The organism is Streptomyces sp. NPDC091280 (genome assembly GCF_044768565.1).
GTDB lineage: Bacteria > Actinomycetota > Actinomycetes > Streptomycetales > Streptomycetaceae > Streptomyces.
Genome location: NZ_JBIVUZ010000003.1, coordinates 200,919 through 227,782, shown reverse-complemented (window position 1 = coordinate 227,782; position 26,864 = coordinate 200,919). Strand labels below are relative to the sequence as shown.

The 26,864-nt window shown below is 71.0% G+C and carries 20 protein-coding genes; 6 read left to right on the top strand and 14 right to left on the bottom strand.

All coding sequences use genetic code 11. From position 1 onward, the window contains the following. Nucleotides 1-11: 11 nt before the first annotated feature. From ACIQPR_RS11085 to ACIQPR_RS11065, 5 genes are all read right to left on the bottom strand, one after another. Entirely contained in the window at nucleotides 12-986 is a 975-nt protein-coding gene (locus ACIQPR_RS11085; protein ID WP_403645319.1) for a sugar kinase, read from the bottom strand. Further along, nucleotides 983-1,669, bottom strand: a complete 687-nt coding sequence (locus tag ACIQPR_RS11080; RefSeq protein WP_403645316.1) for a bifunctional 4-hydroxy-2-oxoglutarate aldolase/2-dehydro-3-deoxy-phosphogluconate aldolase — start codon at nucleotides 1,667-1,669, stop codon at nucleotides 983-985. The genes ACIQPR_RS11085 and ACIQPR_RS11080 overlap by 4 nt, the downstream gene beginning before the upstream one ends. Next, on the bottom strand, nucleotides 1,666-2,586 hold the full coding sequence (locus tag ACIQPR_RS11075) for a carbohydrate ABC transporter permease (protein ID WP_403645313.1): 921 nt from the start codon (nucleotides 2,584-2,586) through the stop codon (nucleotides 1,666-1,668). The genes ACIQPR_RS11080 and ACIQPR_RS11075 overlap by 4 nt, the downstream gene beginning before the upstream one ends. Before the next feature lie 115 nt (nucleotides 2,587-2,701). Further along, complete coding sequence (locus tag ACIQPR_RS11070; RefSeq protein ID WP_403645311.1) at nucleotides 2,702-3,574, bottom strand: carbohydrate ABC transporter permease; 873 nt, start codon at nucleotides 3,572-3,574, stop codon at nucleotides 2,702-2,704. A gap of 158 nt (nucleotides 3,575-3,732) precedes the next feature. Continuing rightward, the gene (locus ACIQPR_RS11065) at nucleotides 3,733-5,001 is read right to left on the bottom strand and encodes an ABC transporter substrate-binding protein (protein WP_403645309.1); all 1,269 of its coding nucleotides are present in this window, start codon (nucleotides 4,999-5,001) and stop codon (nucleotides 3,733-3,735) included. Nucleotides 5,002-5,335: 334 nt separating this feature from the next. Here ACIQPR_RS11065 and ACIQPR_RS11060 point away from each other — a divergent pair, with 334 nt between their 5' ends. The 4 genes from ACIQPR_RS11060 to ACIQPR_RS11045 all read left to right on the top strand — a co-directional run bounded on the left by ACIQPR_RS11060 (nucleotide 5,336) and on the right by ACIQPR_RS11045 (nucleotide 11,365). Continuing rightward, the gene (locus tag ACIQPR_RS11060; RefSeq protein WP_403645306.1) at nucleotides 5,336-6,370 is read left to right on the top strand and encodes a LacI family DNA-binding transcriptional regulator; all 1,035 of its coding nucleotides are present in this window, start codon (nucleotides 5,336-5,338) and stop codon (nucleotides 6,368-6,370) included. Between the two features lie 239 nt (nucleotides 6,371-6,609). Next, a complete protein-coding gene (locus tag ACIQPR_RS11055) occupies nucleotides 6,610-7,422 on the top strand; it encodes an SDR family NAD(P)-dependent oxidoreductase (RefSeq protein ID WP_403645303.1) in 813 nt (270 codons plus the stop codon). A gap of 104 nt (nucleotides 7,423-7,526) precedes the next feature. Further along, nucleotides 7,527-8,672 carry a galactonate dehydratase gene (gene dgoD, locus ACIQPR_RS11050; protein WP_403645300.1) on the top strand — a complete coding sequence of 382 codons (1,146 nt, stop codon included), beginning with the start codon at nucleotides 7,527-7,529 and terminating at the stop codon, nucleotides 8,670-8,672. 191 nt (nucleotides 8,673-8,863) lie between these two features. Then, the gene (locus ACIQPR_RS11045; protein ID WP_403645297.1) at nucleotides 8,864-11,365 is read left to right on the top strand and encodes a right-handed parallel beta-helix repeat-containing protein; all 2,502 of its coding nucleotides are present in this window, start codon (nucleotides 8,864-8,866) and stop codon (nucleotides 11,363-11,365) included. A gap of 78 nt (nucleotides 11,366-11,443) precedes the next feature. Here ACIQPR_RS11045 and ACIQPR_RS11040 read toward each other — a convergent pair whose 3' ends face one another. From ACIQPR_RS11040 to ACIQPR_RS11000, 9 genes are all read right to left on the bottom strand, one after another. Next, nucleotides 11,444-12,160 carry a hypothetical protein gene (locus ACIQPR_RS11040; protein WP_403645294.1) on the bottom strand — a complete coding sequence of 239 codons (717 nt, stop codon included), beginning with the start codon at nucleotides 12,158-12,160 and terminating at the stop codon, nucleotides 11,444-11,446. A gap of 168 nt (nucleotides 12,161-12,328) precedes the next feature. Continuing rightward, entirely contained in the window at nucleotides 12,329-13,057 is a 729-nt protein-coding gene (locus ACIQPR_RS11035) for a hypothetical protein (protein ID WP_403645291.1), read from the bottom strand. Nucleotides 13,058-13,172: 115 nt separating this feature from the next. Continuing rightward, nucleotides 13,173-13,988, bottom strand: coding sequence for an alpha/beta fold hydrolase (locus tag ACIQPR_RS11030; RefSeq protein WP_403645288.1), 816 nt, complete (start codon nucleotides 13,986-13,988; stop codon nucleotides 13,173-13,175). Between the two features lie 174 nt (nucleotides 13,989-14,162). Beyond that, nucleotides 14,163-14,819 carry a TOPRIM nucleotidyl transferase/hydrolase domain-containing protein gene (locus tag ACIQPR_RS11025; RefSeq protein ID WP_403645286.1) on the bottom strand — a complete coding sequence of 219 codons (657 nt, stop codon included), beginning with the start codon at nucleotides 14,817-14,819 and terminating at the stop codon, nucleotides 14,163-14,165. Between the two features lie 57 nt (nucleotides 14,820-14,876). After that, on the bottom strand, nucleotides 14,877-15,794 hold the full coding sequence (locus ACIQPR_RS11020; protein WP_403645283.1) for a hypothetical protein: 918 nt from the start codon (nucleotides 15,792-15,794) through the stop codon (nucleotides 14,877-14,879). Nucleotides 15,795-15,809: 15 nt separating this feature from the next. Continuing rightward, nucleotides 15,810-17,555 (bottom strand): sulfite reductase flavoprotein subunit alpha, encoded by a 1,746-nt coding sequence (locus ACIQPR_RS11015; RefSeq protein ID WP_403645280.1) that lies wholly within the window; start codon nucleotides 17,553-17,555, stop codon nucleotides 15,810-15,812. Continuing rightward, nucleotides 17,552-23,107 carry a glutamate synthase-related protein gene (locus ACIQPR_RS11010; RefSeq protein ID WP_403645277.1) on the bottom strand — a complete coding sequence of 1,852 codons (5,556 nt, stop codon included), beginning with the start codon at nucleotides 23,105-23,107 and terminating at the stop codon, nucleotides 17,552-17,554. Before ACIQPR_RS11010 ends, ACIQPR_RS11015 begins: the two co-directional genes overlap by 4 nt. 252 nt (nucleotides 23,108-23,359) lie before the next feature. Beyond that, nucleotides 23,360-24,019, bottom strand: coding sequence for a response regulator transcription factor (locus ACIQPR_RS11005; protein ID WP_403645274.1), 660 nt, complete (start codon nucleotides 24,017-24,019; stop codon nucleotides 23,360-23,362). Nucleotides 24,020-24,047: 28 nt separating this feature from the next. Beyond that, the gene (locus tag ACIQPR_RS11000; protein ID WP_403645271.1) at nucleotides 24,048-25,628 is read right to left on the bottom strand and encodes a sensor histidine kinase; all 1,581 of its coding nucleotides are present in this window, start codon (nucleotides 25,626-25,628) and stop codon (nucleotides 24,048-24,050) included. 167 nt (nucleotides 25,629-25,795) lie between these two features. Between ACIQPR_RS11000 and ACIQPR_RS10995 the strand changes: the two genes are divergently transcribed. Then, nucleotides 25,796-26,086 (top strand): hypothetical protein, encoded by a 291-nt coding sequence (locus tag ACIQPR_RS10995; RefSeq protein ID WP_403645268.1) that lies wholly within the window; start codon nucleotides 25,796-25,798, stop codon nucleotides 26,084-26,086. Then, nucleotides 26,083-26,862, top strand: coding sequence for an ABC transporter ATP-binding protein (locus tag ACIQPR_RS10990; RefSeq protein WP_403645265.1), 780 nt, complete (start codon nucleotides 26,083-26,085; stop codon nucleotides 26,860-26,862). Before ACIQPR_RS10995 ends, ACIQPR_RS10990 begins: the two co-directional genes overlap by 4 nt. Nucleotides 26,863-26,864: the final 2 nt, after the last annotated feature.

The following is a 26,864-nucleotide window of genomic DNA, read 5'->3' as shown; positions in this document are numbered from 1 at the left end:
CGCTTCAGCCCTCAGCGGAGTACGTCGTCATGGTGGTCCAGCAGCGGGAGTTCGGCCCGGCGCGGCAGGCCCTCCCAGTCGCCCTCCGTGCCGACCGCGAACGCGCCGACCCGGGCGGCCGTGTCGAGCCGTACCGCTGCCGGTGCCCCGGCCAGCAGCTCGGCCAGGTAGCCCGCCACGAAGGCGTCCCCGGCGCCGACCGAGTCGTGGACGCGGGCGGGCAGCGCGGGCTGGCGGTACGGGTGGCCGTCCAGGAGGGCGAACGCCCCCTCCGCGCCGAGCTTGATCACGGCACCGGAGGGCCCCAACTCGCAGATCCCCTTGGCCAGTTCCTCGGGCTCGTGGCGGTCCGGCACCGCGAGCCGCGCCTCGTGCGGACCCGCGAACACCAGGTCGCTGTCGTGGAGGAGGGGCAGTACCGCCTCCCGCGCCTGGTCCTCGTTCCACAGCAGGGAACGGAAGTTGACGTCGAGGGACACCAACACCCCCGCCTCGCGGGCGATGTCGACCGCCCGGCGGACGGCGCGTGCCGGTCCTTCCCCCAACGCCGGTGTGATGCCGGTGATGTGGAGGACCGACGCCCCCGCCACCACCTCCTCCGGGACGTCCTCCGGGGACAGCCGGACACCCGCCGTCGCGGTGCGGTAGTAGCGCATCCGGTGGTGCGTGCTGGTGCGTCTCTCCTTGAGGAGGAGGGACGTCGGCGCCGCGTCGCGTACCGCGAGGGCGGTGACCCCCTCCGCCCGGAGTTCGCGCAGCAGCAGTTCGCCCAGTTCGTCCTCGCTCACGCGGCCGATCCAAGTCGCCCTGCCGCCCAGGCGACTTACGCCGATCGCGACATTGGACTCGGCGCCGGCGATGCCCAGGCGCAGGGTGGTGCCCAGGGTGAGCGGGCCGGGACCGGCGGCGGACAGCACGCCCAGGGTCTCGCCCACGGTGACGAGGTAGGGCTCGTCGTTCTCGGCAACAGGCTTACGGGTGTTCACAGGGGGTTCTTCTCCTCGGACCCGGTGGCGGGCCTGACCGTCTCCAGAAGTGCGCGGGCCCGGGCCGTGAGGGCGTCCAGCGCCTCGGGGGTGGGGTCCCGGTCGGTGTCGCGCAGCAGCGGGGAGCCTACGCCGACGGCGAGCGCGCCCGCCGCCATGTACCGCCCGGCCGCTTCGAGGTCGACGCCGCCGACCGCCATGAGCGGTATGTGCGGGAGCGGGGCGCGGAGTTGGCGCAGATGGGCGGGGCCGCCGGTGCAGGCCGGGAAGAGCTTCACGGCCGCCGCGCCCGCCCGCCAGGCGGCGGTGACCTCGGTCGCCGTCCACGCTCCCGGGTAGAACGGGATGTCCTGGTCGGCCGCGTCGTGGATGACGTCCGGGTCGACGTTCGGGGCGACCAGGAACTCGGCGCCCGCCGCCAGCGCGTCCCGGGTGTCCGCCGTGCTGAGCACCGTACCGGCGCCGACCGAGATCCCGGCGCCGAGTTCGTCCTTGATCCGGGCTATCGCGTCCAGCGCGCCGCTGGTGGTGAGGGTGACCTCCAGGCAGGTGACCCCGCCGGCCGCGAGGGCACGGGCGGCGGCGGGCAGCGCGGAGGCGTCGGCCGACCGGAGGATGGCCATCACCCGGGTGGCGGCCAACTGCGGTGTGAGCAGCGGCCGTAGGAACTGACTGTCCGTCACTTGACCGCTCCCGCTGACATTCCGGCGACCATCTGGCGCTGGAAGAAGACGAAGATGACCAGGAGGGGCAGCACACCGAGCAGCGCGGCCGGGAACAGGGTGGTCGGCTGGACGGTGTGCGGGTCGATGAAGGAGTACGCGTTCACCATGACGGTGCGCTTGTCCGGGTCCTGGAGGAAGACGAGCGGGACCAGCAGGTCGTTCCAGATCTGGAGCGAGATGAAGGTCAGCAGGGTGCTGGTGACCGGGCGGAGCAGCGGCAGGATGACCACGAAGAAGGTGCGCAGCGCGCCGCAGCCGTCGAGGGCCGCCGCCTCCTCCAGGTCGGGCGGGATCTGGCGGATGAAGCTGGTGTAGAAGAACACGGCGAGCGGCAGGTTGAGCGCGGTGTAGATGAACACGACGCCCGCGTAGGTGTCGAGCAGGTTCAGGTCGCGCATCAGCAGGTAGAGCGGGGCGACCACGACGAACACGGGGATCGACGTGCCGAGGATGAACAGCCGGTACACCGCCGTCGACCAGCCCGCCGTGATGCGGGCCAGCGGATAGCCCGCGAGCGCGCCCAGCACGGTGATCAGCACGCACGAAAGCCCGGTGATCAGAAGGGTGTTGAGGGTGCTGGTGCCGTAGTGGATCTGGCTGAAGGCCTGGGTGAAGTTCTTCAGCGTGAAGGAGTGCGGGATGCCCAGCGGGGCGCGCGCCACGTCCGCCGCGGTGCGCAGCGAGGTGACGATCGTGAAGACGAACGGCAGGACGAACAGGACCGTGCCGAGGACGAGCGCGGTGGTGCCGAGGCCGGTGGCGAGCCGGCGCGCGCTCCACCCGGCGGCGCGCGGCCGGGCCGGCGGTCCGGGCCGGGGGATGTCGCGCTGGTGGGCGGGGCGGCTGAGCTCCGGTGCGGAGAGGGGTGAGGTCATGGGGTGATCCGTCCGATTCCAACGGTGCCGACGGTTCCAGCGGTGTCGCCGGTTCCAGCAGTGTCGACGGTGAACTGCGCGGCGGGCGTGCGCACTTGAGGGCGTCCGTACGTCGTCACACGCGCCGTTCGCGCAGTCTGAGCAGGGAGTTGGTCGCGCTGGACAGGACGACCACGGTCACCAGGAGCAGTACGGCGATGGCGACGCCGTAGGCGAACTTCCCGCCGCCGAAGATGTTCCGGTACACCAGCAGGGTCAGGGTGTCGGTGGCGCCGGCCGGGCCGCCGTTGGTCAGGACGAGCGGGAACTCGAAGACCTTGAGCGAACCGATCAGGCTGAGCGTCACGTTGACGGTGAGCGCGGGCGCCAGCAGCGGCCACTCGATGCTGCGGAACCGCCGCCAGCCGCTCGCGCCGTCGAGGGCGGCGGCCTCCAGGAGTTCGGTCGGCATGCTCATGTAGCTGGCGAGGAAGATCGCGCACGAGTAGCCGGTGAACATCCAGATGTTGACCGTGGCGACCGAGTACAGCGCGGTGGACGGATCGCCCAGCCAGACGTGCTTGAGGCCGCCGAGACCGACCCCGTCGAGCAGGGCGTTGAGGCCGCCGTTCGGTGCGAAGAGGTACGACCAGATGAACGCGGCCATCAGCGGCGAGATCAGCGTCGGGGTCAACAGGACGACGCTCAGGGCCTTTCGCACCCGCTCGCGGCGGAACAGCATCGACGCGAAGAGCAGCCCGAGGCCGTTCTGCACGACGACGACCACGACGGCGTACAGGACCGTGTGCCACAGGGCGGCGGAGATCTGCGGGTCGTCCGCCATCGCCGTGTACTGGTCCATGCCGACGAAGTGGGAGATCGGACCGCCGACGCTGTCGGTGAGGCTCAGGTAGACGCCCCTGAACAGCGGATACAGGATGAACAGGGCGTACATGGCGATCGCGGGGAGCAGGAAGGCGGCCATGGTGGCACGCCGTCGGTGGAACACGGGGGATCAACCTCCTTGGCCGTCAGGCCCCTTGGGGGAGTGGATGGTCGCGGCCCGGGTGGGCCGCGGTGGGGCGGTGGACGCGGGGTGAGCACCCGGATCCTCGGCCCGCACCGCGGCGGTCCCGGAACGGCCCGGCGACTCCCGTACGTACGGGGCTACTTGGCCGACGCGGCCGTCTGGATGTCCTTCAGCGTCTTCGCCGCGTCGGACTGGCCCAGCAGGAACGACTGGATCTTGGAGCCGGTGTCGGTCTCCGCCTGGGAGCCGTACCAGGTGTTGGACGGCAGCACCCGGTAACGGCCCTCCTTGAAGGCGGTGTTGAAGATGGTCGTCTCCGTCGAGTCGGGCGTGGTGCCACCGGTGAACGGGGACTCGGCGTGCTCGGCGTCCAGGTACTTCGCCAGGTTCGCGCTCTGCGACCAGAACTTCACGTACTCCTTCGCCGCATCCGCGTGCTGCGACTGGGAGTTGACGCCCCACGCCGTGCCGGAGAACAGCATCGCGTTCGGCTTGGTGCCGGCCGCGCCGCCCGGCCAGGGGGCGAACGACACCGGGAAACCGGCCTTCTTGATGTTGGAGACCTGCCAGGCGCCCTGGTACCAGAAGGCGCTCTTGCCCGCGCTGAAGTCCTGCGGGCCCTGCGACCACTCGTCGACGCCCAGCTCGTTCTTCCAGTTCACGAAGCCCTTGTCACCGAGGGTCTTGAGCTGGTCGAGCGGCTCCTTCCAGTCCGAGGCGAAGGACGTCTTGCCGGCCAGGAAGTCCGTGTCCCACTGCTTGTTCTTCTGGTAGACGGTCGTCGAACCGCTCGCCTGGAAGATCGAGCTGCCGGTCCAACCCGCCTTGTCCGGCAGGGAGATGGGCGTGACGCCGGCCTTCTTCAGCTTGGCGAGGTCGGCGAGGAAGGTCGGCCAGTCGGCGGGGACCTCGGTGATCCCGGCCTTCTTCAGCAGGTCCATGTTGGCGTACAGCCCGATGCCGATCAGCTCCATCGGCATGGCCAGCGTCTTGCCGCCGCTCTGCGTGAACGGCTTCGCGGCCGAGGATATGGAGCTGACCCACGACTCGTTCGAGAGGTCCGCGAGGTAGCCGGAGGCGCCCCACTTCTTCATCTTGTCCGCGTCGACCATGATGACGTCGCCGGCCTTGCCGCCCAGCAGCTCGGGCTGGAGCTTCTGCGTGTAGGTGGGGTCGGCGGTGGTGTACTTGAAGTCGATCTTGATCTTCGGATGCGCCGCCTCGAACGCCTTGTTGATCTCGGCGATGTTGGCCGGCTCCGCGCCGCCGCCCTTCCACGCCTCCACGTGGAGCGTGACCGTCCCGTCCGCCGAGGTCGAGTCGGAGCCGCCGCCACAGGCGGCGAGCGACGTCGCCAGGGCGGCGACCGTGGTGGCGACCGTGAGCAGTCTCCCGGAGCGCTTCATTGCACACCTCACCCATCATCGGCGCATGCCGATTTCGTCGTGCTTGCAGGGGTTTCTACGGAAAGTTGAGGGTCCTCTTGGTTCGCCGAGTCCCGTCGGCTGTGCGAGAACCATCATGGTTTGCCGGGCCTGAATGGATATATCACTGAAATCCATCGAAGGAAACCGGTTGACCAACGACTTCGGCGAACGCTAGGTTGCGGCGCCAGAAGGTGTCAAGAGGTCAAACGCAACACCCCACGCCGATCGCCACACCCCAGGCGAATCCGGCAGCAGGGCATGATTCGCAGGACGGTCGGGGTCGTCGACAGCGTGGTTGACAGGGAGGACTCGCGTGACTGAACAGCCCGTACGGGCAAGGCTGGTGGACGTCGCACGGGAGGCGGGAGTCTCCAAGGCGACGGTGTCCAAGGTGCTCAACGGACGGCAGGACCTGTCCGTCCGGCCCGAGACCCGCCAGCGCGTCCACGAGGTCGCCGCCGCCCTGGGCTACCGCCCGCACTCCGGGGCCCGCGCCCTGGCCGGGGCCAGCACCCATGCGCTGGCCCTGCTGGTGCCCGCCCTCAACAACCCGACCTACGTCACCATCTCCCGGGGCGCCTACCGGCGCGCACGTGAACTGGGCTATCTCTCCCTGCTCGCCGAGGACTTCGACGGCCAGGAGGCCGACGACACCTTCAACGACCTGGTCAAGGAGGGCCGCGTCGACGGCCTCCTGATCGCCTCCGCCCGCCCGCACCACCCCCTGCTGGAGACCCTGAGCCGCAACCCGGTTCCGCACGTCTTCCTCAACCGCGCCGTCGAGGGCTCGGGCCGCAACGTCACGATGGACGTGGCCCGCTCCAGCGTCACCGCCCTCGACCACCTGCACGGACTCGGCCACCGGGTGATCGGCCACATCGCCGGCCCCTCCGGGATCACCCCCAGTGAGGACCGCAGGGACGCGTTCCTACGGCACTCCGCCGCACTGGGACTGCTCGCGGCACCGGTCGCCTCCGGCGACTTCACCGAGGAGGGCGGCGCCGCGGCGGCCCACGAACTCCTGACCCCCGCCGAGGACCGGCCCCCGGTCACCGCGCTGTACACCAGCTCACTGGCCCAGGCCATCGGGGCGATGCGGGCCATCCACGAACGCGGCCTGCGCATCCCCGAGGACATCTCCCTGGTCGGCAACGACGACCTCCCCGTCGCCGGCTACCTCACCCCACCGCTCACCACGGTCGCGATGCCCCTGCACGAACTGGGCACCGCCGCGGTGGACGCCCTGGTCGCGGAGATACACGGCGAGCCACCGGGGGACGTGGTCGTACCGACCGAGCCCCGGCTGGTGCAGCGGGGCTCCACGGCCCGGCCGGCCCCCACGGGCTGACCCGTAGGGGCCACCGCCCCCACCGCCCACCGCTCCCCGGGACGACCGAGCCGCCGGCCGGACGGGGGCGGAGGACCGTAGCGAGGCACGCGGGACCGTAGCCGGGGGCGCAGCACCGTAGCGAGGACCGCAGGACCGCAGGACCGCAGGACCGTAGGCACGCAGGACCGCAGCGAGGAACGCAGGACAGCACCGATGGACGGATGACCGGACGGGCCGGTCACGCCGAGAGGAACACCATGAGCCGCACCACCCCCGAGAACCGCCCCGAGGGCCACCCCGAGAACCACCCCGACCGTCACGCCTCTCGTTTCACCGGCCGTACGGCCCTGCTCACCGCCGCCGCCTCCGGCATCGGTGCCGCCACCGCCCGGCGGCTCGCCGACGAGGGCGCGTCCGTGCTGGTCACCGACGTGGACGCGGCCGGTGCCGAGCACGTGGCCGCGGAGATCCGGGCCAAGGGCGGGGACGCGCGCCACCTCGGCCTGGACGTCACCTCCCCTACGGCATGGCCGACGGCGATCGGCGCGGTGGAGGAGTGGACCGGCCGCCTCGACCTGCTGCACCTCAACGCCGGCCGCAACCTCCCCGGCGCGATCCACGAACTCGACGACAGCTCCTGGCACAGCCACCTCCGCCTCGCCCTCGACTCCGTCTTCTACGGCGTCCGGGCCGCCGTACCGCTGCTCTCGGCGGCCGGCGGCGCGGTGGTCGTGACCGGCTCCGTGCACGCGGTCCTCGGCTTCAGCGGCTTCCCCGCGTACGCGGCGGCCAAGGGCGGAGTCAGCGCGCTGGTACGGCAGTTGGCGGTCGAGTACGCGGGCCGGATCAGGTTCAACGCGGTCGTGCCCGGAGCGGTGGAGACCGGTCTGTGGACCGACGCACCGGACGAGTACCGGGCCCAGACGGCCGCCCGCACCCCGGTCGGCCGGCTCGGCGAACCCGAGGACATCGCCGCCGCCGTCGCCTTCCTCGGCTCCGACGACGCGTCGTTCATCACCGGCCAGAACCTGGTCGTGGACGGCGGTCGCAGCATCAGCGCGCAGGAGTAGGACCTCTCCGTTCCCGCGACAACCGCTCCCCGTAGCCGTAGCCGCCAAATCCGCAGCCGTCACACCCGTAGTCGCCATACCCGTAGGACCCGGAGGTCCGCAGCATGAAAATCACCGGATACGAGCTGTTCCTCGTCGAACCCCGCTGGCTCTTCCTGCGTGTCGACACCGACGAGGGCATATCCGGCTGGGGCGAGCCCATCGTGGAGGGCAAGGCCCACACCACGGCCCGCGCGGTCGAGGAGATGTTCGACTACCTGACGGGACAGGACCCCGCCCGCATCGAGGAGCACTGGCAGATGCTCGCCAAGGGCGGCTTCTACCGCGGCGGCCCGGTCCTCAGCAGCGCCCTGGCCGGCATCGACCAGGCCCTGTGGGACATCGCGGGCAAGACGCACGGCGTCCCCGTGCACCAGCTCCTCGGCGGCCACGTCCGCGACCGCGTCCGCATCTACGGCTGGCTCTACGGCGAGAGCCCCGAGGAACTCGCCGAGTCGGCGGCGGGCCAGGTCGCCAAGGGCCTGACGGCCGTGAAGATGAACCCCTGCGCCCAGCTCGAACCGCTGGCGACCCCCGCCGCGATCGACGCGATCGTGGCCCGGGTGGCCGCAGTACGGGAGGCGATCGGCCCGGACCGCGACCTGGCGCTGGACTTTCACGGCCGCTTCAGCGGGGCGATGTCGCGGCGCGTACTCCCGTACCTGGAACCGCTGTTGCCGATGTTCGTCGAGGAACCGGTCCTCCCGGAATTCACCCGCGACCTCGGTGACGTGGTCCGGGCGACCTCCATCCCGATCGCGACCGGTGAACGCCTCTTCTCCCGCTGGGACTTCAGGGATGTCCTCGGCGCGGGCATCGCGGTGGCGCAGCCCGACATCAGCCACGCGGGCGGCATCTCGGAGACCCGCCGTATCGCCGCGATGGCCGAGGCCTACGACGTACTGGTGGCCCCGCACTGCCCGCTCGGTCCGATCGCGCTCGCCGCGAGCCTCCAACTCGACTTCGCCGTACCGAACTTCCTCATCCAGGAACAGTCCCTGGGCATCGGCTACGGCGACAGCAGCGGCCTGCTCGGCTATCTCGCCGACGCCTCCCCGTTCGAGGTCCAGGACGGCTACATCCACCGTCTGACGGCTCCCGGCCTCGGCATCACGGTCGACGAGGACAAGGTCCGTGCCGCCGCCGAACGCGGCCACCGCTGGCGCAATCCGGTGTGGCGCAACGCGGACGGTTCACTGGCGAGTTGGTGATGCGCCACCTGAACGGCCGCTGACCAGGCGGTCGTTGGCTCCACGCTGCCCCGACGCCGTCGAATCCGGCGTCGGGACAGCACCACACGCTCCAGGCGCACCGGCGGCAACCGGTCATCGCGCCTGGTGAAGAGGGGAATCTCGCCGCACGCAGCGGCGAGGGACACATCCACCCATCCAAGGAGCGCGCAATGAAGCGTCGCAGATTCGGTTCGCCCGACAGGCCAGTTTCCGCCACCCGGCGAAAGCCGGGAATCCTCGCTCTGCTCGCCGCCATGGCGGGCGCCCTGCTCGTCCCCGTCACCGCGACCGACGCCGCGGCGGCGGGCACGAGTTACTACGTGGACTGCTCGGCCTCCGCCAACGGCACCGGCACCAGTGCCAGCCCCTGGAACACGGTCAGCAGCGTCAACAGCACGACCTTCGCGGCCGGGGACAGCATCCTCTTCAAGGCAGGCACGACCTGCACCGGCCAGCTCACCCCCGGCGGTTCGGGCGCTTCCGGCAGCAACATCTCCATGGCGTCGTACGGTTCGGGCGCCAAGCCGATCATCGACGCGGCGGGCGCGACCGGCGCGGTCATCCACCTCCTCAACCAGCAGTACTGGGACATCGGCGGCCTGGAGCTGATCGACAACGCCTCGTCGCCCGCCTACCGTTCGGGCGTCCTGGCGGAAAACAGCTCCGGCGGAGTCCTGAACCACATCCGCGTGCACGACATGTACATCCACAACATCGCGGGCTACGGCGGCGGTTGGTACTCGACGAACGCGGGCGTGGGCGTCCAGACCGACCACACGACCCCGGTCTCCACGTGGAACGACGTGGTCGTGGAGAACAACACCTTCGACCACGTGGACCGCATAGCGGTGGCGGTGACCCCGGACGCGGACGGCCAGGGCACCGGCCTCACCACCAACACCGTCATCCGCAACAACACGATGACGTACGACGGCGCGGACGACATCCTGGTCGTCAAGAACGACGGCGCCCTGATCGACGGCAACAAGGCGGGCTACGGCGGCGCGAAGTCGACCTGCCCGCCGTCCGGCCAGTACTGCAACGGCGCCTCGGCCGGCATCTGGATGTCCGGCAGCAGCAACACCGTCGTCCAGAACAACGAGGTCTACTGCCACATCAACGGCGCCGACGGCACCGGCTTCGACGTCGACTGGGGCAACCACAACACCACGTTCCAGTACAACTACAGCCACCAGAACCTCGGCGGCTTCCTCCTGGTGATGCCCCCCTTCACCATCGCCAACGAGCCCACCTCGACGGTCCCCAGCGACGGCACGGTGGTCCGCTACAACATCAGCGAGAACGACGGCAGCAACTCCGGCTGCCCGGCCTCGGGCACCCAGACCCACGGCGGCGGAGTACTCCACTTCGTGGGCGGAGTCCCCAACCAGAGCGGCAGTTCGTCCGCCGTCCCGCTCTTCTACAACAACACGTTCTCGGTCCGTGACGGCCTGAGCACCCCGATCCTCTACTCCCGCTCGGGCACGTCGATCAGCGGCGCGCTGTCCTTCCAGAACAACGCGGTCTTCAACTACGGCTCCGGCAACTACTTCACCACCACCGGCACGTCGACCTACTCCAACAACCTCTTCTACGGCAACCACCCCTCCCGCGAACCGGCCGACGCGGCGAAGGTGACCTCGGACCCGGAGTTCCGCAACGCGGGCAACGCCAACACGTCCTCGTCGTACACGGGCAAGAACGCCTACCAGGTCCACCCGTCCTCGCCGGTGATCAGGGCGGGCGCGGTCATCTCCTCCAACGGCGGCTACGACGCCTTCGGCAACGCGGTGTCGGCCACGGCGGCCCCCAACATCGGCGCGTACAACGGCACCGGCGGCAACCTCCTCTCCAACGCGGGCTTCGAGACGGGCAGTCTGTCTCCCTGGACGCAGGCGAGCGGTACGGCGTCCTCGGTGACGGCGTCCAACTCCCGTACCGGCGCCGACGCGTTGACGACGGCGGCCAGCGGCAGCGGCGCGAACCAGGCGCTGACGGGCCTGACCCCGTCGACGACGTACCTGCTGACGGGCTGGGGCAAGGTCGCGACGGCGGGCGAGACCCTCGCGATCGGCGTCAAGAGCTTCGGCGGCACGGAGACTTACACGAACGTGGCGTCGACGTCGTACTCGCAGGCGGCGATCCTCTTCACGACAGGTGCGTCGTCGACGACGGCCACGGTCTACTGCTGGAAGAACGCCGGTGGAACGGGCGCGGGTTACTGCGACGACCTCGCGGTCGAGCCCCTGACCTCCGCCACGAACACGGTCACGAACCCGGGCTTCGAGACGGGCGCGCTGACCCCGTGGACCCAGAGCACGGGCACGGCGTCGAGCGTGGCCTCGTCCAGCGCCCGCACCGGCACGTACTCGCTCCAGACCGGAGTGAGCGCGAGCGGCGCCATCCAGACCGTCAGCGGCCTCACGGCAGGCGGCAGTTACCTGCTGGCGGCCTGGGCGAAGGTGGCCACCTCCGGTGAGGAAGTGGCCGTAGGAGTGAAGAGCTTCGGCGGCACGGAGACGTACCTGCGCGCGTCGACGACGACGTACGCACAGGAGCCGATCTTCTTCACGACGGGCGTCTCCAACACGGCGGCGTCGGTGTACTGCTACAAGAACTCCGGCTCCGGCGCGGGGTACTGCGACGACTACACGGTGGTGAAGCTGCCGTAGGTCGGTTGAGCTGGGGGTGGCCCCCGGGTCGGTGACTCGACCCGGGGGCCACCCGTGTTCACCCGTGTTCTTTCGTTTTCACTCGTACCACGGTCCTCGCAAGGGGCCGCGCTTGGTCGTCTCCCGGACTCCGGGTATGACGTGGTCCTTGTCGAGATCGCCCCGGATGTGCAGGTACAGACTGGGAGTCGGCAGGCCCACGGTCTGGATCCACCCTCTGCCGTGTACGTGCCCTGCCGCGATCAGCGCGTCGGCCTGGCCGTCCGGGGCCCTCGTCTTCGCGTAGAGCTGGCAGAGGGTCTCACCGCTGTCGGCGAAGGCGTAGCGAGCCGCGTAGGCGTAGCCCTCGTGGAGCCAGACGTACAGGACGATCGGTTTGTCCAGGACGGTGCGGAACCAGTCGGCGGCGGCACGGGCGAGCTGCTCCGTGGAGCCGGTGGCGTCAAGTGCCCACGCGTGGGGCTGATCCGGCAGCGAGTACAGCTGATTGTGCAGACGGTCCCCCCGGACGCGGTCTCCGGCCAGGTGCACCCCCAGATCGATCAGATGCAGAGGCCGATGGGACTCTGCCGCTGTCTCTTTCCCTGTCTCCGGCTTTCCCTCTCCCCAGTCGCAGAGGCCGACGTAGGCGAGCAGTGCATCCCAGTCGTCGGGCCGCCCGACCTGCCCCGTGACGTCATCCGGCGCCCACGCCGCACAGTGCCCGCTCAGCGCGGCGGCGAAGTCCCGTTCAGCGTCGGTGAACTCGAAGTCGTCGTCCGGGTCGTCGACCTCGAACCAGGTGCGTTTCCTCATGGGAGGACCCTAAGGGCGGGGGTGGGGCGCGCTTTCGGCACAGAAGGCCGGTCGAGATCCGAATGGTGAATCTCTGGGGCGGTTCGCCACTGTGCGGCGCGTCGTTGATGCCCGACTCCGCAGTGGACAGGCCTTCTTGGAGTCCGAGGTCGATGTCCGTCGTGGATGTCAGCCGCGTCCGTCGAGGGCGTCGGCGAGGGCTTGGGCTCGGTGTGGTGTGATGCCGAGGGCGAGCGGTACGTGCCGGGGACTGAAGCGCGACGAACACACTGCGATCGGGCTGTCCTCGGTCACGGTCCATCGGGGTTCGCTCTCGGCCGCCTGCTCGCCGACCAGCACGGTGGCCAACTCGTCCGCCGCGTCGGAACGTATGCCGCAGCGTGTCAGCGCTCGCGCCACCTTCTGCCGGGCTTCCGGGGGCGTTTCTGCGTCGCCGAGCATCGGGAGCAGGAGCAGGAGGCGCTGTGAGCTGTCGGTCAAACCCTCGCTGCTGGTCTGCGGGGTTTCAGCGAGCGCGGCGAGTTCCGTCCAGGACAGTCCTGGGCCGGCCTGGTCGGCGCCGCACTGGCCGAGGTAACCGAGACGTCCCCACTCGGGGTGGCCTACGAAGAAGTCGACGTTGTTCGCGTCGTCGAAGTTGGCGTACACCGCGTATGCGGTATGCCCTCCGTCGAAGGGCACCCGCAGCACCGGCCAGGGAGCCTCATGGTCGCTGAGGCGCCCCACCATCTCTTCGTAGACCGATGCGTCCACCCCGTAGCGCGCTGGGTCCTCGCTCGGATCTCCCACGGTCAACAGGAGATGCGCGAGCCAGAAGGCGGGCTCGCGCGCGAGATCCTCGCCCGCGATCAGCTCGCAGTCCTCCAGATATTCGGGGATGCGCACTGTGAGAGCCATACGTGGAGCGTACTTGTCGTCAGTGCCGATCCATCCGGGAGGAGAAGGAGCGCTGTCCTGTCGTCCGCGTCGGACCCACCCCGGCCTCCCCTACGGAGCTGAAGCAGCCTGAGTATCAATCCCTGGCCCCCGGCTTCACCACCGTCTCCACGAACTCGCCGATCGCGCCCAAGGTCGCGCCGAGTTGTTCGATCTGGGGGAAGTGGGCCGCGTTCGGGATCGGGGTGAAGTGGGCGTTGGGGAAGGCGTCGGCGTAGCCGCGGCCGTACTTGAGGGGGGCTATGCCGTCCTCCTCGCCCCAGATGACCAGGACCGGGATCGTGACGCGGTGGAGGCGGGTGCGGAGTTTCGGGTCGTGGGTGAAGTGGTCGCCGCCGTAGACGGCCAGGGTCTGCTGGTTGGCGGCTGCCGCGGCTCGCTGTTCCGGGGTGAAGGACGCGAAGTCGGGGCGGAACTCGGCCTGGGCGAAGGAGAGTTGGCTGACGTCGGACGGGGCCATCGTGCGCGGGTCCAGTACGCGGTTCTCGACCATGTGGGCGTGGATGCCGACCGCGTTCAGCAGGGTCAGGGCGCCGATGCGGCCCCGGTTGTCGCGCAGGGCCATCTCCGCGGCGATCCAGCCGCCGACGGAGTTGCCGATGACCATGACGTCCTTGAGGTCCAGCGTGTCGAGCAGGTCCAGGTAGGCGATGGCCAGGTCGGCGACGGTGTCGAAGTGGTCCGGGCGGGGGGTGCCGTCGAAGCCGGGGTGGGTCGGGGTGACGACGTGGACGTGCTCGGCGAGGGCGTTGGAGAGGCCGGCGACCGTGCGGGGGCCGGCGCCGCCGTGGAGTACCAGGACTCCGGTGCCCTCGGTGTTCTCGCCGAACTCCTTGATCGTGACGCTGAGTTCGCCAGGGAGGGTGATCGTGCGGGTGGTGGGGGTGGGCATGGTGAGGTCCTTTTCGCTTGGCGCGGGTGCGCCTCGGCTTTGGCGCTTGCTGAGAGCTGGCTCTCATGAAGGTAGGGGGTTGGCTCTCTTTATGCAAGTCCACTCTCATGGTGAGAGTTGAATGTCCCGGTGTGCGGCGCTCGGTGGGTTCACGGCCTCCACCGCCCGCCTCGGTTACAACGTGGTCAGCAGGTTGTGGAGGGGGGTGGGGGTGCGGTCGGGGGGCAGGGCCGCCACCAGGGCTCCGCCGTAGTGGATCTTTCGGCCCGACGTCGTGCCGAAGAAGCGTCTCAACTGCTGGTGGGTCGAACGGCCGCGCTGCGCGGGCTGGTTCAGGAAGGTGCGCAGGGGGCGCAAGTCGCCCTCCGCTTCGATGAGTTCCATGACCCGGGGGGCGCCCAGCGAGCGGATCAGTTCGTCCTCCAGGTCCGCCGTGCAGACATGGATCGCCTGCCGCGGTGCGCCCACCTCGTTGAACGCCCTTGTGTAGTACGGGCGTTCGCGTTCGTCGCACAGGCCCGTCAGGCGTAGGGCGGGGGTGGGCGTGGGGGTGGATGGTGATGGGGAAAGCAGGCGGGCGTAGCGGGCTACGTTCATCGCTCCGCCCATCGACAGGACGCAGACTCCCTCGGCGGGCAGGTCGCGGCCCCGGGCCGCCGCCAGTGTCTCGACTGCCGCCACGTCGCTGGGGCCTTCGAGCAGTACGGCTGTACGGACGCCGAGTTCCGCCGCCAACTCGGTCGCGGGATCCCCGGGTTCAGCCGTCGCCGCCCACTTCGTGACCGCTTCCCGGAACCTCTCCGTCTTCTCCGTGCTCACCATGTCGACCATGCAGGCGAGTCTGCGCTTCGGGGCCGCCGAGCCGGTACGGGTTTTCCGGCGGGGCGGTCAGGCGTCCGGCAGGGACTCCGCCAGGTGTTCCCAGGCCGCGTGGACGTCCTCGCCGACCATGCCGAACTGGGTGATCACGGCCACGCAGCGGCCGTTCTCGTCGTCGAGTTCCAGGGCCGAGGTCGGGCCGTGCGGCGCAGTGGAGCGGACCAGGTGGCAGGCTCGGACGGAGGTCATGTCCAGCTCCAGCGAACTGTCCGCCACCGCCGCGAACACCCTTCCCCCTGCCGTCCGGTCCGTGACGTGGACCTTGCCGGCGCACGCCTGCATCGTCGACGGGGCGAACACCGCCACGCCGATGGGGAGTCCGACCGAGCAGACGTGGTCCAGGACCGAGGCGACGACCTCCACCTCGATCGGACGGTACGCGCCACCGCGGTATTCGTGGAATGCGGTGCGTCGGGCGATTCCGGCGTCGTCTGTCAACAGTGCGTCCAGCTGTGCCAGTTGGTCGCCTCGCTGCCAGGTCGGCGGGACCTCGGGTGGCGGGGGCGGCCATCCCTCGCGCGACGCTCCCGCCTCGACCGTGGGTGCCAGCCCCGCCAGCAGGCGGTCGCCCTCCGACAGCAACTGCCCCTGGTGCACGGTCCGTCCGGCCCGGTCGAGGAGTCGTAGGGCTACGGCGTCCTCGTCGCGTGCGATCAGCGCCGCCGCGATTCCGGCCGGGTCCACTCGGAGGGTGATTGCCCCCTGGTGGATCGCGAACGCCTCGCCGCGCAGGGTCGGGACCGCGTAGGGGCCGGCCTGGTCGATGCGGGCGGCCGGGCCGCCGGTGATCGCGTGGACGTGCTGGAAGAGTGTCAGGCAGCGGGCCAGTTCCGGCATCCGGGCGTCGATCAGCCGTGCGCCGCCACCGCCTCCGCCGCCGCGTCGACCGCGGCAACTCTCGTGCCCGCAACCCTGGTTGTCGGTCATCCGCACACGTCCATCTCAGTACACGTCCCGTACGTAGCGCTTCGCGCGGCGCAGGTCCGCGAGGTACTCCGCCGCGTCGTCGTCGCCGCGTCCGCGCTGCCCTGCCACGACCGCCAGCAGCGCCGCCTCCACGTCCTTCGCCATACGGGAGGCGTCGCCGCAGACGTAGACATGGGCGCCGTCCTCCAGCCAGGCGTACAACTCGCCTGCGCGCTCCAGCATGCGCGTCTGCACGTACACCTTCTCGGACTGGTCGCGGGAGAACGCCAGGTCGAGTTCGGTGAGGACGCCGCGCTCGCGCAGCTCGGTCAGCTCGTCCTCGTAGACGAAGTCCGTCTCGCGGTGGCGGTCGCCGAAGAACAGCCAGTTGCGGCCGGACGCGCCGCGCGCGGCCCGTTCGTGCAGGAAGCCGCGGAACGGGGCGATGCCCGTGCCGGGGCCGATCATGATCATGGGGGCGTCGTCGTCGGCGGGGACGCCGAACGTCGCGTTCGCGTGTACGTAGATGCCGACTTCGCCGTCCTGCCCGTCCGTTCTGTCCGCCAGGTACGTCGACGCCACGCCCCCGTGTCTGCCGTAGCGGACGGACGCCACCGTGAGGTGGATGCGGTCGGGGTGGGCCAGCGGGCTGGACGAGATCGAGTACTGGCGCGGCTGCAACGGGCGGAGCAGGGGCAGGAGTTCGGGGAGGGTGGGGGCCGTCCGGCCCGCGTCGCGCAGCAGGTCGAGGATGTCTCGGCCCCAGAGCCAGGAGTCCAGGTCCGAGCGGTCGCCGTGGGCCACGACCGCCGCCAGTTCGCCCGACGGGGACCGTTCGACCAGCTCCGCTATCAACTCCTTGGAGGGGATGCGGATTTCGCGTTCCGTGCGGAGGAGCCGGGCCGTCTCCTCGTCCGTGCCCGCGTCGAGGTGGTCGAGGAGAGACCTGACCAACGTCTCGTCGTTCAGGGGGACTACGGCCAGCGCGTCCCCCGCCTCGTAGGTGATGCCGCTGTCGCCCAGGTCGAACTCGTAGTGGCGGATCTCCTTCTCGCTCCGGGGGGAGGAGAGGAGCCGGTTCACCGCGAGCCGGGAGCGGTAGGGGGTGCGCTTGTTCCAGGGGGAGCGGGGGCGGGCGGCGGCGACCTCCGCGCCTGCGCCCGGTGTGCCCTGTGCGGCTGATGTGCCTGCTGTGCCCGTCTCCGCCGTCACCCGTTCCAGTACCGCCGCCGACCACTGGGCCGCCGGGTCCTCGAAGTCCACGTCGCAGTCGACGCGTTCGTGGAGGCGGGTCGCGCCGAGCTGTTCCAGTCGGGTGTCGATGAGCTTGGCGGCCTGGCAGAAGTCGTCGTAGCCCGTGTCGCCGAGGCCCAGGACCGAGTACCGGACTCCCTCCAGGCGCGGTGCCGTGTCGGACTGGAGGGCCTCCCAGAACAGGCCCGCGTTGTCGGGGAGTTCGCCCTCGCCGTACGTCGACGTCACCACCAACACGTGGGACATGGCCGCCAGTTGGTCGAGAGGCGTCGCGTCCAGCGCGCTCGTCGAGCCCGCGAGGCCGCGTGCTCGGGCGGCCGTCGCCAACTCCTCGGCCAGGGACTCCGCGTTGCCGGTCTGGGTGCCGTACAGGATGTTGACCGTCGCGGTGGGGGTGGCGTCGGACGCGGCCTCCCTGCGGCCGGCCGCCGCTATGCCGGCGATGAAACCGGCGAGCCAGGACTCCTGTTGGGCGGAGAACGGGGCGTCGGACGGGATGAGGGAGCCGGTCGGGGGCAGCAGGGTCATGTCGTCACCGTCTCGGTCGGGGCCTGCGGGGCGCGGCGCGTGGCGATGTCGTCGAGGGCGGCCGTGGCCAGCAACTCGTCGAAGCGGGCGGCCCGTACGCGCCCCGCGTTCTTCGTGTGCTGGTGCAGGATCCAGCCGTAGGTGCCGGGGGCGTCCACGCTGAGGTTGTTGCGCAGGCGCAGCGCCCGCTTGTAGTCGTCCAGGCGCTTGCTCGCGATGAGGGTGGCCAACTCGTCGTCCTGGAAGCGTTCCAGGGTGCCGCGCAGGTACTTCACCACCCGCTGCCTGACGAAGAAGTCCTCGGTGAGGACGAGGTTGCGGACGGCCTCGGCGACCCGGGGGTCGTCGGCGCCGGTGGCGCCCGGTACGCGTTGCAGCGCCAGGTCCTGGGCGACGGCGAGCACGGTGTAGGAGGACAGCAGGGAGAACATGTCGTCGCTGCCCTGGTCGCCGAACTCCGGTGCCCTGCCGTCGAGTACGGTGCGGCGGTCGCGGTAGTCGAGCTTGAACGCGCGGAGTTTGTCGGTGGCGATGGAGGTCGCGAGTTCGTCGAGCAGTTCGCCCCGGGTCGCGGCGGCGAGGATCTCGGTCGCGTCCTGGTAGAGGAGCAGCGCGCGGGGCATTCCGCAGTACACGTGCCGCCGTTCGGAGTCCCAGTCGTGCAGCAGCCGGGCGGCCAACTCCGAGCCGGTGGACTCCAGATGCCAGGTCAGCAGCAGGCGTACGGCCTCCTCGTGGAAGGCGCCGTGCGCGGTGTCGGTCACCGGGAAGACGAGGAGGGAGTCGGCGCTGACGCGGTCGGCCAGTTCGCCCGAGGGGTCGTACTGGTAGAGGAATCCGCCGCTCATGCCGTTGCCCAGGCCCTTGCCGAAGCCGCCGAGGTTGAGGACCGTGCCGCCGGTCATGTACTCGCAGCCGAAGTCGCCGAGGCCCTCGACCACCGCGGTCGCCCCGGAGTTGCGCACCGCGAACCGGTCGCCCGCCTCGCCCTGCACGAACGTCCGGCCGCCGGTCGCGCCGAACAGCGCGAAGTTCCCGACCAGGACGTTGCCGCCGCGTTCGGTGCTGCCGCCGCCGGGGGCGCGGACGACGATCCGGCCGCCGCTCTGGCTCTTGCCCACGCCGTCGTTCGCGGTGCCGGTGTGTTCGAGGGTGATGCCGTCGTTGCAGAAGACGCCGTAGGACTGGCCGGCCGAGCCGGTGGTGCGGACGCGGACCGCGTCGTCGACGAGCCGGCGGCGGCCCCGGTCGTCGGTCGTGAACGCGTCGCTGTCCAGGGTGAGTTCGTGGTTGAGGAGGCGTTCGACGTCGATCGACAGCTGGCCGCCCACCGACTTGTCGCTGTTGCGGAGCTGGATGCCGTCGACGCGCACCGCCGCCTCTCGACGGTCCACGAGCGCGGTGCGGACATGGTCGAGCAGGGTGTCGTCCGTCGTGAAGTCCTTCTCCAGGTACTCCGGTTCGGTCACGACCTTCTCCGGGACGCGGGCGAGGAGGCGGCGGACGTCGAGGCGGCCGACGCTCGCCGGATGGTCGAGGAGCTGGAGCAGGTCGGTGCGGCCCCGGGCCTCGCGCAGCGAGCGCAGGCCGAGCCGGGCGAGGATCTGCCGCACGTCGTGCGCGATGTTGAGGAGGTACTGCGCCAGCGCGCGTGGATCACCCTCGAACGCCTCGGAGTTGGTGGTCAGTCCGGCCGGGCACTTCACGTTGCAGTTCTTCGCCATGACGCAGCCGAGCATCATCAGCGCCGTCGTACCGAACTCGAAGCTGTCGCCGCCCAGCAGGGCGGAGGTGACGACGTCGCCGCCGGTCTGGTGCGCGCCGGAGCAGCGCAGGATCACCTTCTGGCGCAACCCGTTGGCCACCAGCGCCTGGTGGACCTCGGCCACACCGATCTCGGCCGAACGGCCCGCGTACTTCAGGCTGGTGACCGCCGCCGCGCCCGTACCGCCGGTGTTTCCGGCCACGTTGATGACATCCGCGCCCGCCTTCGCGACGCCGACCGCGATCGTGCCGATGCCCTCGGAGGACACCAGCTTCACCACGACCCGGACGCGCGCCGCCTTGCAGTCGTGGATGAGCTGGGCCAAGTCCTCGATGGAGTAGGTGTCGTGGTGCGGGGGCGGGGAGATGAGCTCGATGCCGGGGGTGCCGCCGCGGGCCGCCGCGATGTCCACGGTGACCTTCGGCGCGGGCAACTGGCCGCCCTCGCCCGGCTTGGCGCCCTGCCCGATCTTGATCTCCAGTTCCTCCAGCATCGGGTCGGCGAGATAGCCCGCCCAGATGCCGAACCGGCCCGACGCGAACTGCTTGATCCGCGAGCCCCGGATGGTGCCGTAGCGGGAGCGGTGTTCGCCGCCCTCGCCGCTGTTGGACATCGCACCGACCATGTTGGTGCCGTGCGCGACGGCCTCGTGCGCGGTCGCCACCAGCGCGCCGTGGCTCATCGCGCCGGAGGCGAGGGCGCGGGTGATCTCGTGCGCCGGTTGCACGTCGGCGAGTTGGAGGCTTTCGGGGGCGGGGCGGAGGAGGGTCAGGAGGCGGGCCGCCGTGCCGGTGGCGGTGACGGTGACGCCTTCCGGGCCTGCGGCGACCGTCTCCACCTCGCCGGGGTGCGCGAGGGCGAGGCCGTCGGCGAGGGCGGTGTGGCGGTCGGGGTGCCCGGCGAGGGTGAGCCGGAACGTCACCGTGTCCGGGGCCGTCCTCGTGTCCGGGACCGATCCCGTGTCCAGGGCTGATCCCGTGTCCAGGGCCGATACGGTCACTCCGCGGACCGTCACGCTCGCGTTGCCCGCCGTGGAGAACCGGCCGAGTTCGCGGGCGAAGTCCTCCGGTGTGCGCAGGCCGGTGACGTCGGCGGGCAGGGCGAGGACGTCGCGCAGTGCGGAGGGGCGGCGGGAGCGTTCCTCGTGCGTGGTGCGGAGGAAGGAGCGGTAGCCGGGGGTGATGCGGAACGCGTCGATCTCCGCGTCGCTGAGCGCGTCGTAGCCCGTGTTCCGGTAGGCGGTGTCGCTGATGCCGAAGGCGTCGTCGAGCTGGCCGAGGGTGAGCAGGCGGAGGGCGTCCGGGTCGGCCGCGCGCCCGAACTCCGGGCGTTCTTCCGCCATGTCGCCGAATCCGCGGACCGCGGAGACCCCGAAGGAGTGCCCGGCGCCGTCCGACCGTTCCTTGAACAGGCCCAGCAGCGGCACCTGTTGCTCGCTCCGCACGGCCCGTGCCCGCTCGTGCCACTCGGTCGCGGCCTGCGCGATCCGCGCGAAGCCGACCCCGCCGACCGGCGCCTCCATGTGCGGGAAGACGCGGGCGAAGACGTCGTCGCGGGTGTCGAGGTAGTTCGGTTCGAAGAACGCGCCGCCGATGTAACTCTCGGCGGTACACAGCCCCACCCGGCCCATGGTCTTCGCGAGGGCCTTCTCGGCCGCCTTGCGGAAGCGGGCCAACGCCCGGTCGGTCTCCGTGACTTCGCCCGCCGGGGCCGGTGCGCTCGGGTGCTTCTCCTCGGCGCGCAGCCGGGCGCTGAGGCTGTAGACGGCCGAGGCGCCGAAGCCGAGCGCGGTCGCGACATGGTGGGAGGACGGCAGCTGTCCGCTCTCCGCCACGATCGAGACCCGCAGCCGCAGCCCGGTCTCGATGAGGCGCTGGTTCACGGCGGCGACGGCGAGGATCACCGGGAGCGGGGCCCGGGTCGAGGAGATCGCGCGGTCGGTGAGGACGGCGATGCCGCCGCCCCGCGCCGCGAACTCCTCCACGTCGTCGCAGAGTCGCTCCAGCGCGGTGCGCAACGAGTCGGCGTTCGCCCTCTCGTCGCCGAGTACCGGGTCGTAGAGCATCGCGAAGCGTTCCAGCGGCACGATGCGCTGGTCGCGCAGGCGCACCATGTCGAGGTGGCCCAACACCGGTGAGGAGACGACGAGTTGGCGGCCACCCCTGCTTCCTGTGCCGTCCGGCTTGGGGCCGAGCGCGACGCGCATGCTCATGCCGTCCGCCTCGCGGATGCTGTCCAGCGGCGGGTTGGTGACCTGGGCGAAGCGCTGAGAGAAGTACTTCGCCATGCCGCCCTCGGTGTCGCTGAGCGCGTTGATGGCGGCGCCGTAGCCCATCGCGGAGATGCGTTCCGAGCCGTTGGCGAGCATCGGGTCGAGGAGGAAGCGGAAGCTCTCCTGGTTCAGCGAGTACGCCACATACCGTCCGGCCAGGGCGAGATCGCCGTCGTAGCCGAGGGTGGTCGTGCCGCGGTAGTAGTCGGGGGCGGGCAGGTCGTCGAGGTTCACCCGGGCCGCGTCGAGGAGTTGGGAGTACGGGCGGCGGGCGGCCAGCGTGTCGAGGATCTCGCGGGTGCGCAGCCGGCGTCCGGTGCGGTGGTCCACGACCAGCATGCCGCCGGCCTCGATCCGGCCCCGGTGCACGACTTCGCCCTCGGGGAAGGCGACTTGGCCCGCCTCCGAGGCGACCATCAGGTACTCGGCGGTCTCCACGGTACGCAGCGGGCGCAGGCCCAGGCGGTCGAGGCGGGCGCCGATGACGTCGCCGTCGCTGAAGACGACCGCGGCGGGACCGTCGTTCTTCTCCTCGTAGAGGGAGAAGTATTCGAGCATGTCCCGTACGGCGGTGGGGAGCGTGCGGTCGTTCTCCCAGGCGGGCGGCATCAGCGACACGACGGCCTCGACGAGGTCCAGCCCGTCGTCGAACACCCGGCTCTGCACGGTCTGGTCGAGCCGGCTGGAGTCGGACTGGCCCGGGGGCCGCACGATGCTCCGGGTCCGGGCGCGGGCCAGGGCCTCGTCGCTGAGCCGGTTCTTGCGGTCGGTGTTGAGCTCCCCGTTGTGCGCCATGAGCCGGAACGGCTGCGCCATGGTGGGGTGCGGCTCGGTGTTCGTGGAGAAACGGGTGTGGAAGTAGAGCGAGCGGACCGAGTGGCGGGGGTCGGTCAGATCCTTGAAGTACCCGATGACCTCACCGGAGTTGAGGCGCCCCTTGAGGACCTGGGTACGGGCGCTGAGCGACAGCGGATACAGGCCCGCGTAGCTGTCGTCGGCGTAGGCGACGGCCTCGATCGCGAGCAGCGCGCGGTGGGCGGCGGCGTCCACGGTGGGGCGCTCCCAGGCCTCCGGGGCGCGGAACACCCACTGCACGAGGGGGAGTTGGTGCCGTTCGGCGGCGGGGCGGGGCACGGAGTGGTCCACCGGTACGTCCCGTACGAGCAGCAGCTCGAAGCCCTGGTCGGTGATGCTGCGGCCGACCAGGTCGACGGCCGCCGCCCGGCCCGAAGTGTCCTTCGGGACGAAGCAGTTGGCGACGCCGAAGCGGCCGGCGCGCAGCGGCTGCCCGCTCAGCGCCCCGAAGAACTCCACCGACAGGTCGACGCTGACGCCCGCGCCGTCGCCGACCCCCTCGGCGGACTTGCCGCCGCGGTGCGGGATGGCGCGCAGCGCCTCGTCGCCCTTGCGGATCACCTCGTGACTCGGCGTCCCGTCGAGCCGGGTCAGGAAGCCGACACCGCAGTCACTGTGGTCGCGGGCAGGGTCGTACAGACCGAAGGTCGAGTGATTCACGGGCCCGTCCTGTGAGCGCGGTGCGGCTGGGGGGATCTCCCCGTCCGTCGAGGCACTGGGGAGTTCGGCCAGGCTGCGTCGGTGAAGCGCTCGCCGTGGGCGGACCGGGGTGCGGTCGAGGCCCTTGATGGTGCGAAAGGGAACGGTAAGGGTTACCTAACTTTAACCGCAAGTGTGTTCCGCCCGTCGGACGCGGACGAGGGACGGGAGACGAGGGCGGGGGCTGGGACGGGGGCGAGGGCCGGGCGGCCCTCAGACCAGTCGCCGTAGATCCTCCAGATACCGCAGGACGGCCGCCACCCGGCGGTCCACCTGGTCCGTCGGGGACAGGTCGAGCTTGGCGAAGATGCTGCGGATGTGTTTGTGGACGGCGCCGTCGGTGACGACGAGTCTCCCGGCGATGGCTGAGTTGCCCAGGCCCTCGGCCATCAGGGCGAGTACGTCGCGTTCGCGGGGGCTGAGGCGTTCCAGGCGGGTGTCCTGGCGGGAGCGGGTGAAGAGCTGGGCGACGACCTCGGGGTCGATGGCGGTGCCCCCGGCGGCCACCCGGTGCAGCGCGTCCAGGAACTCCTCGACCCGGCCCACCCGTTCCTTGAGGAGGTAGCCGAGGCCGTTCACGCCGCCGCCGAGCAGTTCGGTGGCGAAGCTCTGCTCGACGTAGGCCGAGAGGACGAGGACCGCCAGGTCGGGGCGGCGACGCCGGGCCTCGACGGCGGCGACGATCCCCTCGTCGGTGTGCGTCGGCGGCATCCGTACGTCGAGGATCGCGACGTCCGGCCGGTGTACGGCGATGGCGTCCAGCGCCTCGTCCGGGGTGCCGGCGGTGGCCACCACGTCCAGGCCCTCGGCGCGCAGCAGCAGCGCGAGCCCCTCGCGCAGCAAGGCGTCGTCCTCGGCGATCACGATCCGCATGGCGGCTCCACAGCTCGGGTTCCGTTCGTCACGATCCACAGGGAAGGTCCACCGTCAGGACGGTCGGGCCGCCGGGTGGGCTGGTCAGGGTGAGGGTGCCGTCGTGGGCCGCGACGCGGCGGCGGATGCCGGTGAGGCCGGAGCCGCCGCCCGCGCCCGCGGAGCCGGCGTTCGCTCTCCCGGAGCCGCTGTCCGGTCCTCCGGAACCGGCGTCCGCGCCCCCGGAACCGGCGTTCGCGCCCCCGGAACCGGCGTTCGCGCCCCCGGAACCCGCGTCCGCTCTGCCGGAGCCGCCGCCCGCACCCTCGGAACTGGCGTCCGCTCCTCCGGAACCGGCGTTCGCGCCCCTGGAACCCGCGTCCGCTCTCCTGGAGCCGCCGCCCGTGCCCCCGGGCCCGCCGTCCGATCCCCCGGAATCGGCGGCCCGGGCGGTGCCGCCGGCCCCGCCCCGGCCGTCGTCCTCGATGCTCAGCAGGAGCCGGCCGGCGCCGCCGCGTGCCGTGACGATCGCGTGCCGCGCGCCGCTGTGCTTGGCGATGTTGGTCAGCGCCTCGGCGACGACGAAGTAGGCCGTCGCCTCGACCGAGGCGGCACAGCGCCCGGGTACGTCGACGTCGATCCGGCACGGCACCGCGCAGTCCGCGGCGAGACCGGACAGCGCGCCCGCGAGGCCCCGGTCGGCCAGTACCGGCGGCAGGATGCCGCGCGCGACCGTGCGCAGTTCGGCCAGTGCCTGTTCGGCGGCGGACTGGGCGCGTTCGAGGAGTTCGTCGGCCCCGGCCGGGTCGCGGGCCACCATGCGGCGGGACGCCCCGATCAACACGGCCACGGAGACCAGGCGGTTCTGCGCTCCGTCGTGCAACGAGCGCTCGATGCGCCGCAGTTCGGTGGCGTGGGCATCCAGGGCGGCGGCGCGGGTGGCGGTCAACTCCGCGACGCGCAGGGAGAGATCGGTGTCGGGACCGGCCGACAGGAGCCGTCGTCCCGGGTCCGACTGGAGGCGGGCCATGCCGGGCGTCAGCCCCAGGATGATGGCGATCCAGCCGACGCCCAGCAGCGCCACGGCGAGGGCGTCCGGCCAGCCGTGTGCGTTGCCGACGCCGACGGAGGTGGCCGTCGCGCCCTCGGGCATGAGCTTCCAGTACAGCGGAAACGCGGTGTCCCGCACGGCGAGCACCGGCAGCAGCACGCCGATCAGACCGAGCGGCAGGCCCAGGGCGAAGTGCCGTAGCAGCCAGCGCAGTTCGCGGTGGGTGGTGGTGTCGGCGAGGGCGAGCCGCAACCGCGTGGGCGGCGGCTGCGGGGCGACGACCTCGGGCCCCGTGCGGGCGAGCCGCGCGCGCTCCCGTCCGGCCAGCGCGTGCAGGGCACGCAGGAACGCGGGTGCCGTCAGCAGTCCGACTCCTACGACGCTCGTCGCGGCGGTGACGGCCAGCCACAGCGTCAACAGCCCGGCGAGCACGGCCGTGTTGAGGCCCGAGGCGAGCTGCGCGAGGGCCTGACCGGCGGTGCTCAGGGTCCGTAGCGCGAGGTGCCGCACGCTCTCGCGCGGGGCGGTGATCCCCACGCCTGTCGCCCCGCCACCGGCTCCGCCCGCGCTCGCTGTCATGCGAACGACCCTATGCCGTAAGGCGGTTGGGCGCGGCCGTCGACCCGCAGGAGTACAGCCTGCTGTACCCCGCATCGGGCGGTCTGCGGGATCGGCCGGGACGGGGTCCGATCCCTAGCGTCGACGACGACAGCGGATGCCGTACGACGACCCCGGGAGCAGCCCCGATGCGCAACACCCCGACACAGCACACGACGACCCCCGGGCCCGTCGATCCCGTCGATCCCGTCAGGCATGCCGATCCGGCCGGACCCGTCGGACCCGTCGGACCCGCCGACCGGATCGCCGCCGGTGACATCGCCCGCGCGCTGCTCTGGGTCGCGGTGGTGGCCAGCGCGCTCGGCAACATGGCGGCCTCCTTCGGGGGCGCCGACACCTGGGTGCATCTGCTGTGCGGCGCGATCACCGTGCTGTGCGCGGGCACCCTCGTCGTACGGAGTCTGCGGGGCCGTCGATGAAGGCGTGGAGGGAGTCGAGGGGCGCGGCGACGAACACCGCCGGTACCACCGCCGTGGACGCCCCCGCCATCGCCCTGGAAGGCGTCAGCAAGGCCTACCCGGGTGGCGTACGGGCCCTGGACGACGTGTCGTTGACCGTGGAGCGCGGCACTTTCCTTGCCGTGATGGGGCCTTCGGGGTCCGGCAAGAGCACGCTGATGCACTGCGCGGCCGGGCTGGACTCGCCGACGTCGGGCAGTGTCCGGATCGACGGACACGAGATCGCCGGGCTGAACGAGACCCGGCGCACCGAACTCCGCCGGGAACGCGTCGGGTTCGTGTTCCAGGCCTACAACCTGATCCCCTCCCTCTCCATCGAGGACAACATCACCCTCCCGCTGCGGCTGGCGGGACGCACCGCCGACCGGGACTGGCTGCGCACGCTGGTGCAGCGGGTCGGGCTCGCCGACCGGCTGGCCCACCGTCCGGCCGAGCTCTCCGGCGGACAGCAGCAACGGGCCGCCGTGGTACGGGCGTTGGTGGCGCGACCCGCCGTCGTGTTCGCCGACGAACCGACCGGCGCGCTCGATCTGCGCAGTGCCCACGAGGTGCTGGATCTGCTGCGCGACCTGGTGACCGAGCTGCGCCAGACCGTTGTGATGGTCACCCATGACCCGGCCGCCGCCGCCCGCGCGCACCACGTGCTGGTGATGGCGGACGGGCGAGTGGTCGAGGCGCTGAAGGAGCCGACCGCCGCCGAACTGGCCGGGCGTCTCGTCGAGTTGGGGAGGGTCTGAGC

Excerpts from the sequence above, each read along its gene's own strand:
- ACIQPR_RS11025 (WP_403645286.1), bottom strand. The coding sequence starts at position 14,819 with ATGGTCGACATGGTGAGCACGGAGAAGACGGAGAGGTTCCGGGAAGCG.
- ACIQPR_RS11075 (WP_403645313.1), bottom strand. The coding sequence starts at position 2,586 with ATGACCTCACCCCTCTCCGCACCGGAGCTCAGCCGCCCCGCCCACCAG.
- ACIQPR_RS11000 (WP_403645271.1), bottom strand. The coding sequence starts at position 25,628 with ATGACAGCGAGCGCGGGCGGAGCCGGTGGCGGGGCGACAGGCGTGGGG.
- ACIQPR_RS11015 (WP_403645280.1), bottom strand. The coding sequence starts at position 17,555 with ATGACCCTGCTGCCCCCGACCGGCTCCCTCATCCCGTCCGACGCCCCG.
- ACIQPR_RS11040 (WP_403645294.1), bottom strand. The coding sequence starts at position 12,160 with ATGAGGAAACGCACCTGGTTCGAGGTCGACGACCCGGACGACGACTTC.
- ACIQPR_RS11030 (WP_403645288.1), bottom strand. The coding sequence starts at position 13,988 with ATGCCCACCCCCACCACCCGCACGATCACCCTCCCTGGCGAACTCAGC.
- ACIQPR_RS11065 (WP_403645309.1), bottom strand. The coding sequence starts at position 5,001 with ATGAAGCGCTCCGGGAGACTGCTCACGGTCGCCACCACGGTCGCCGCC.
- ACIQPR_RS10990 (WP_403645265.1), top strand. The coding sequence starts at position 26,083 with ATGAAGGCGTGGAGGGAGTCGAGGGGCGCGGCGACGAACACCGCCGGT.
- ACIQPR_RS11005 (WP_403645274.1), bottom strand. The coding sequence starts at position 24,019 with ATGCGGATCGTGATCGCCGAGGACGACGCCTTGCTGCGCGAGGGGCTC.
- ACIQPR_RS11035 (WP_403645291.1), bottom strand. The coding sequence starts at position 13,057 with ATGGCTCTCACAGTGCGCATCCCCGAATATCTGGAGGACTGCGAGCTG.
- ACIQPR_RS11020 (WP_403645283.1), bottom strand. The coding sequence starts at position 15,794 with ATGACCGACAACCAGGGTTGCGGGCACGAGAGTTGCCGCGGTCGACGC.
- dgoD (WP_403645300.1), top strand. The coding sequence starts at position 7,527 with ATGAAAATCACCGGATACGAGCTGTTCCTCGTCGAACCCCGCTGGCTC.
- ACIQPR_RS10995 (WP_403645268.1), top strand. The coding sequence starts at position 25,796 with ATGCGCAACACCCCGACACAGCACACGACGACCCCCGGGCCCGTCGAT.
- ACIQPR_RS11055 (WP_403645303.1), top strand. The coding sequence starts at position 6,610 with ATGAGCCGCACCACCCCCGAGAACCGCCCCGAGGGCCACCCCGAGAAC.
- ACIQPR_RS11045 (WP_403645297.1), top strand. The coding sequence starts at position 8,864 with ATGAAGCGTCGCAGATTCGGTTCGCCCGACAGGCCAGTTTCCGCCACC.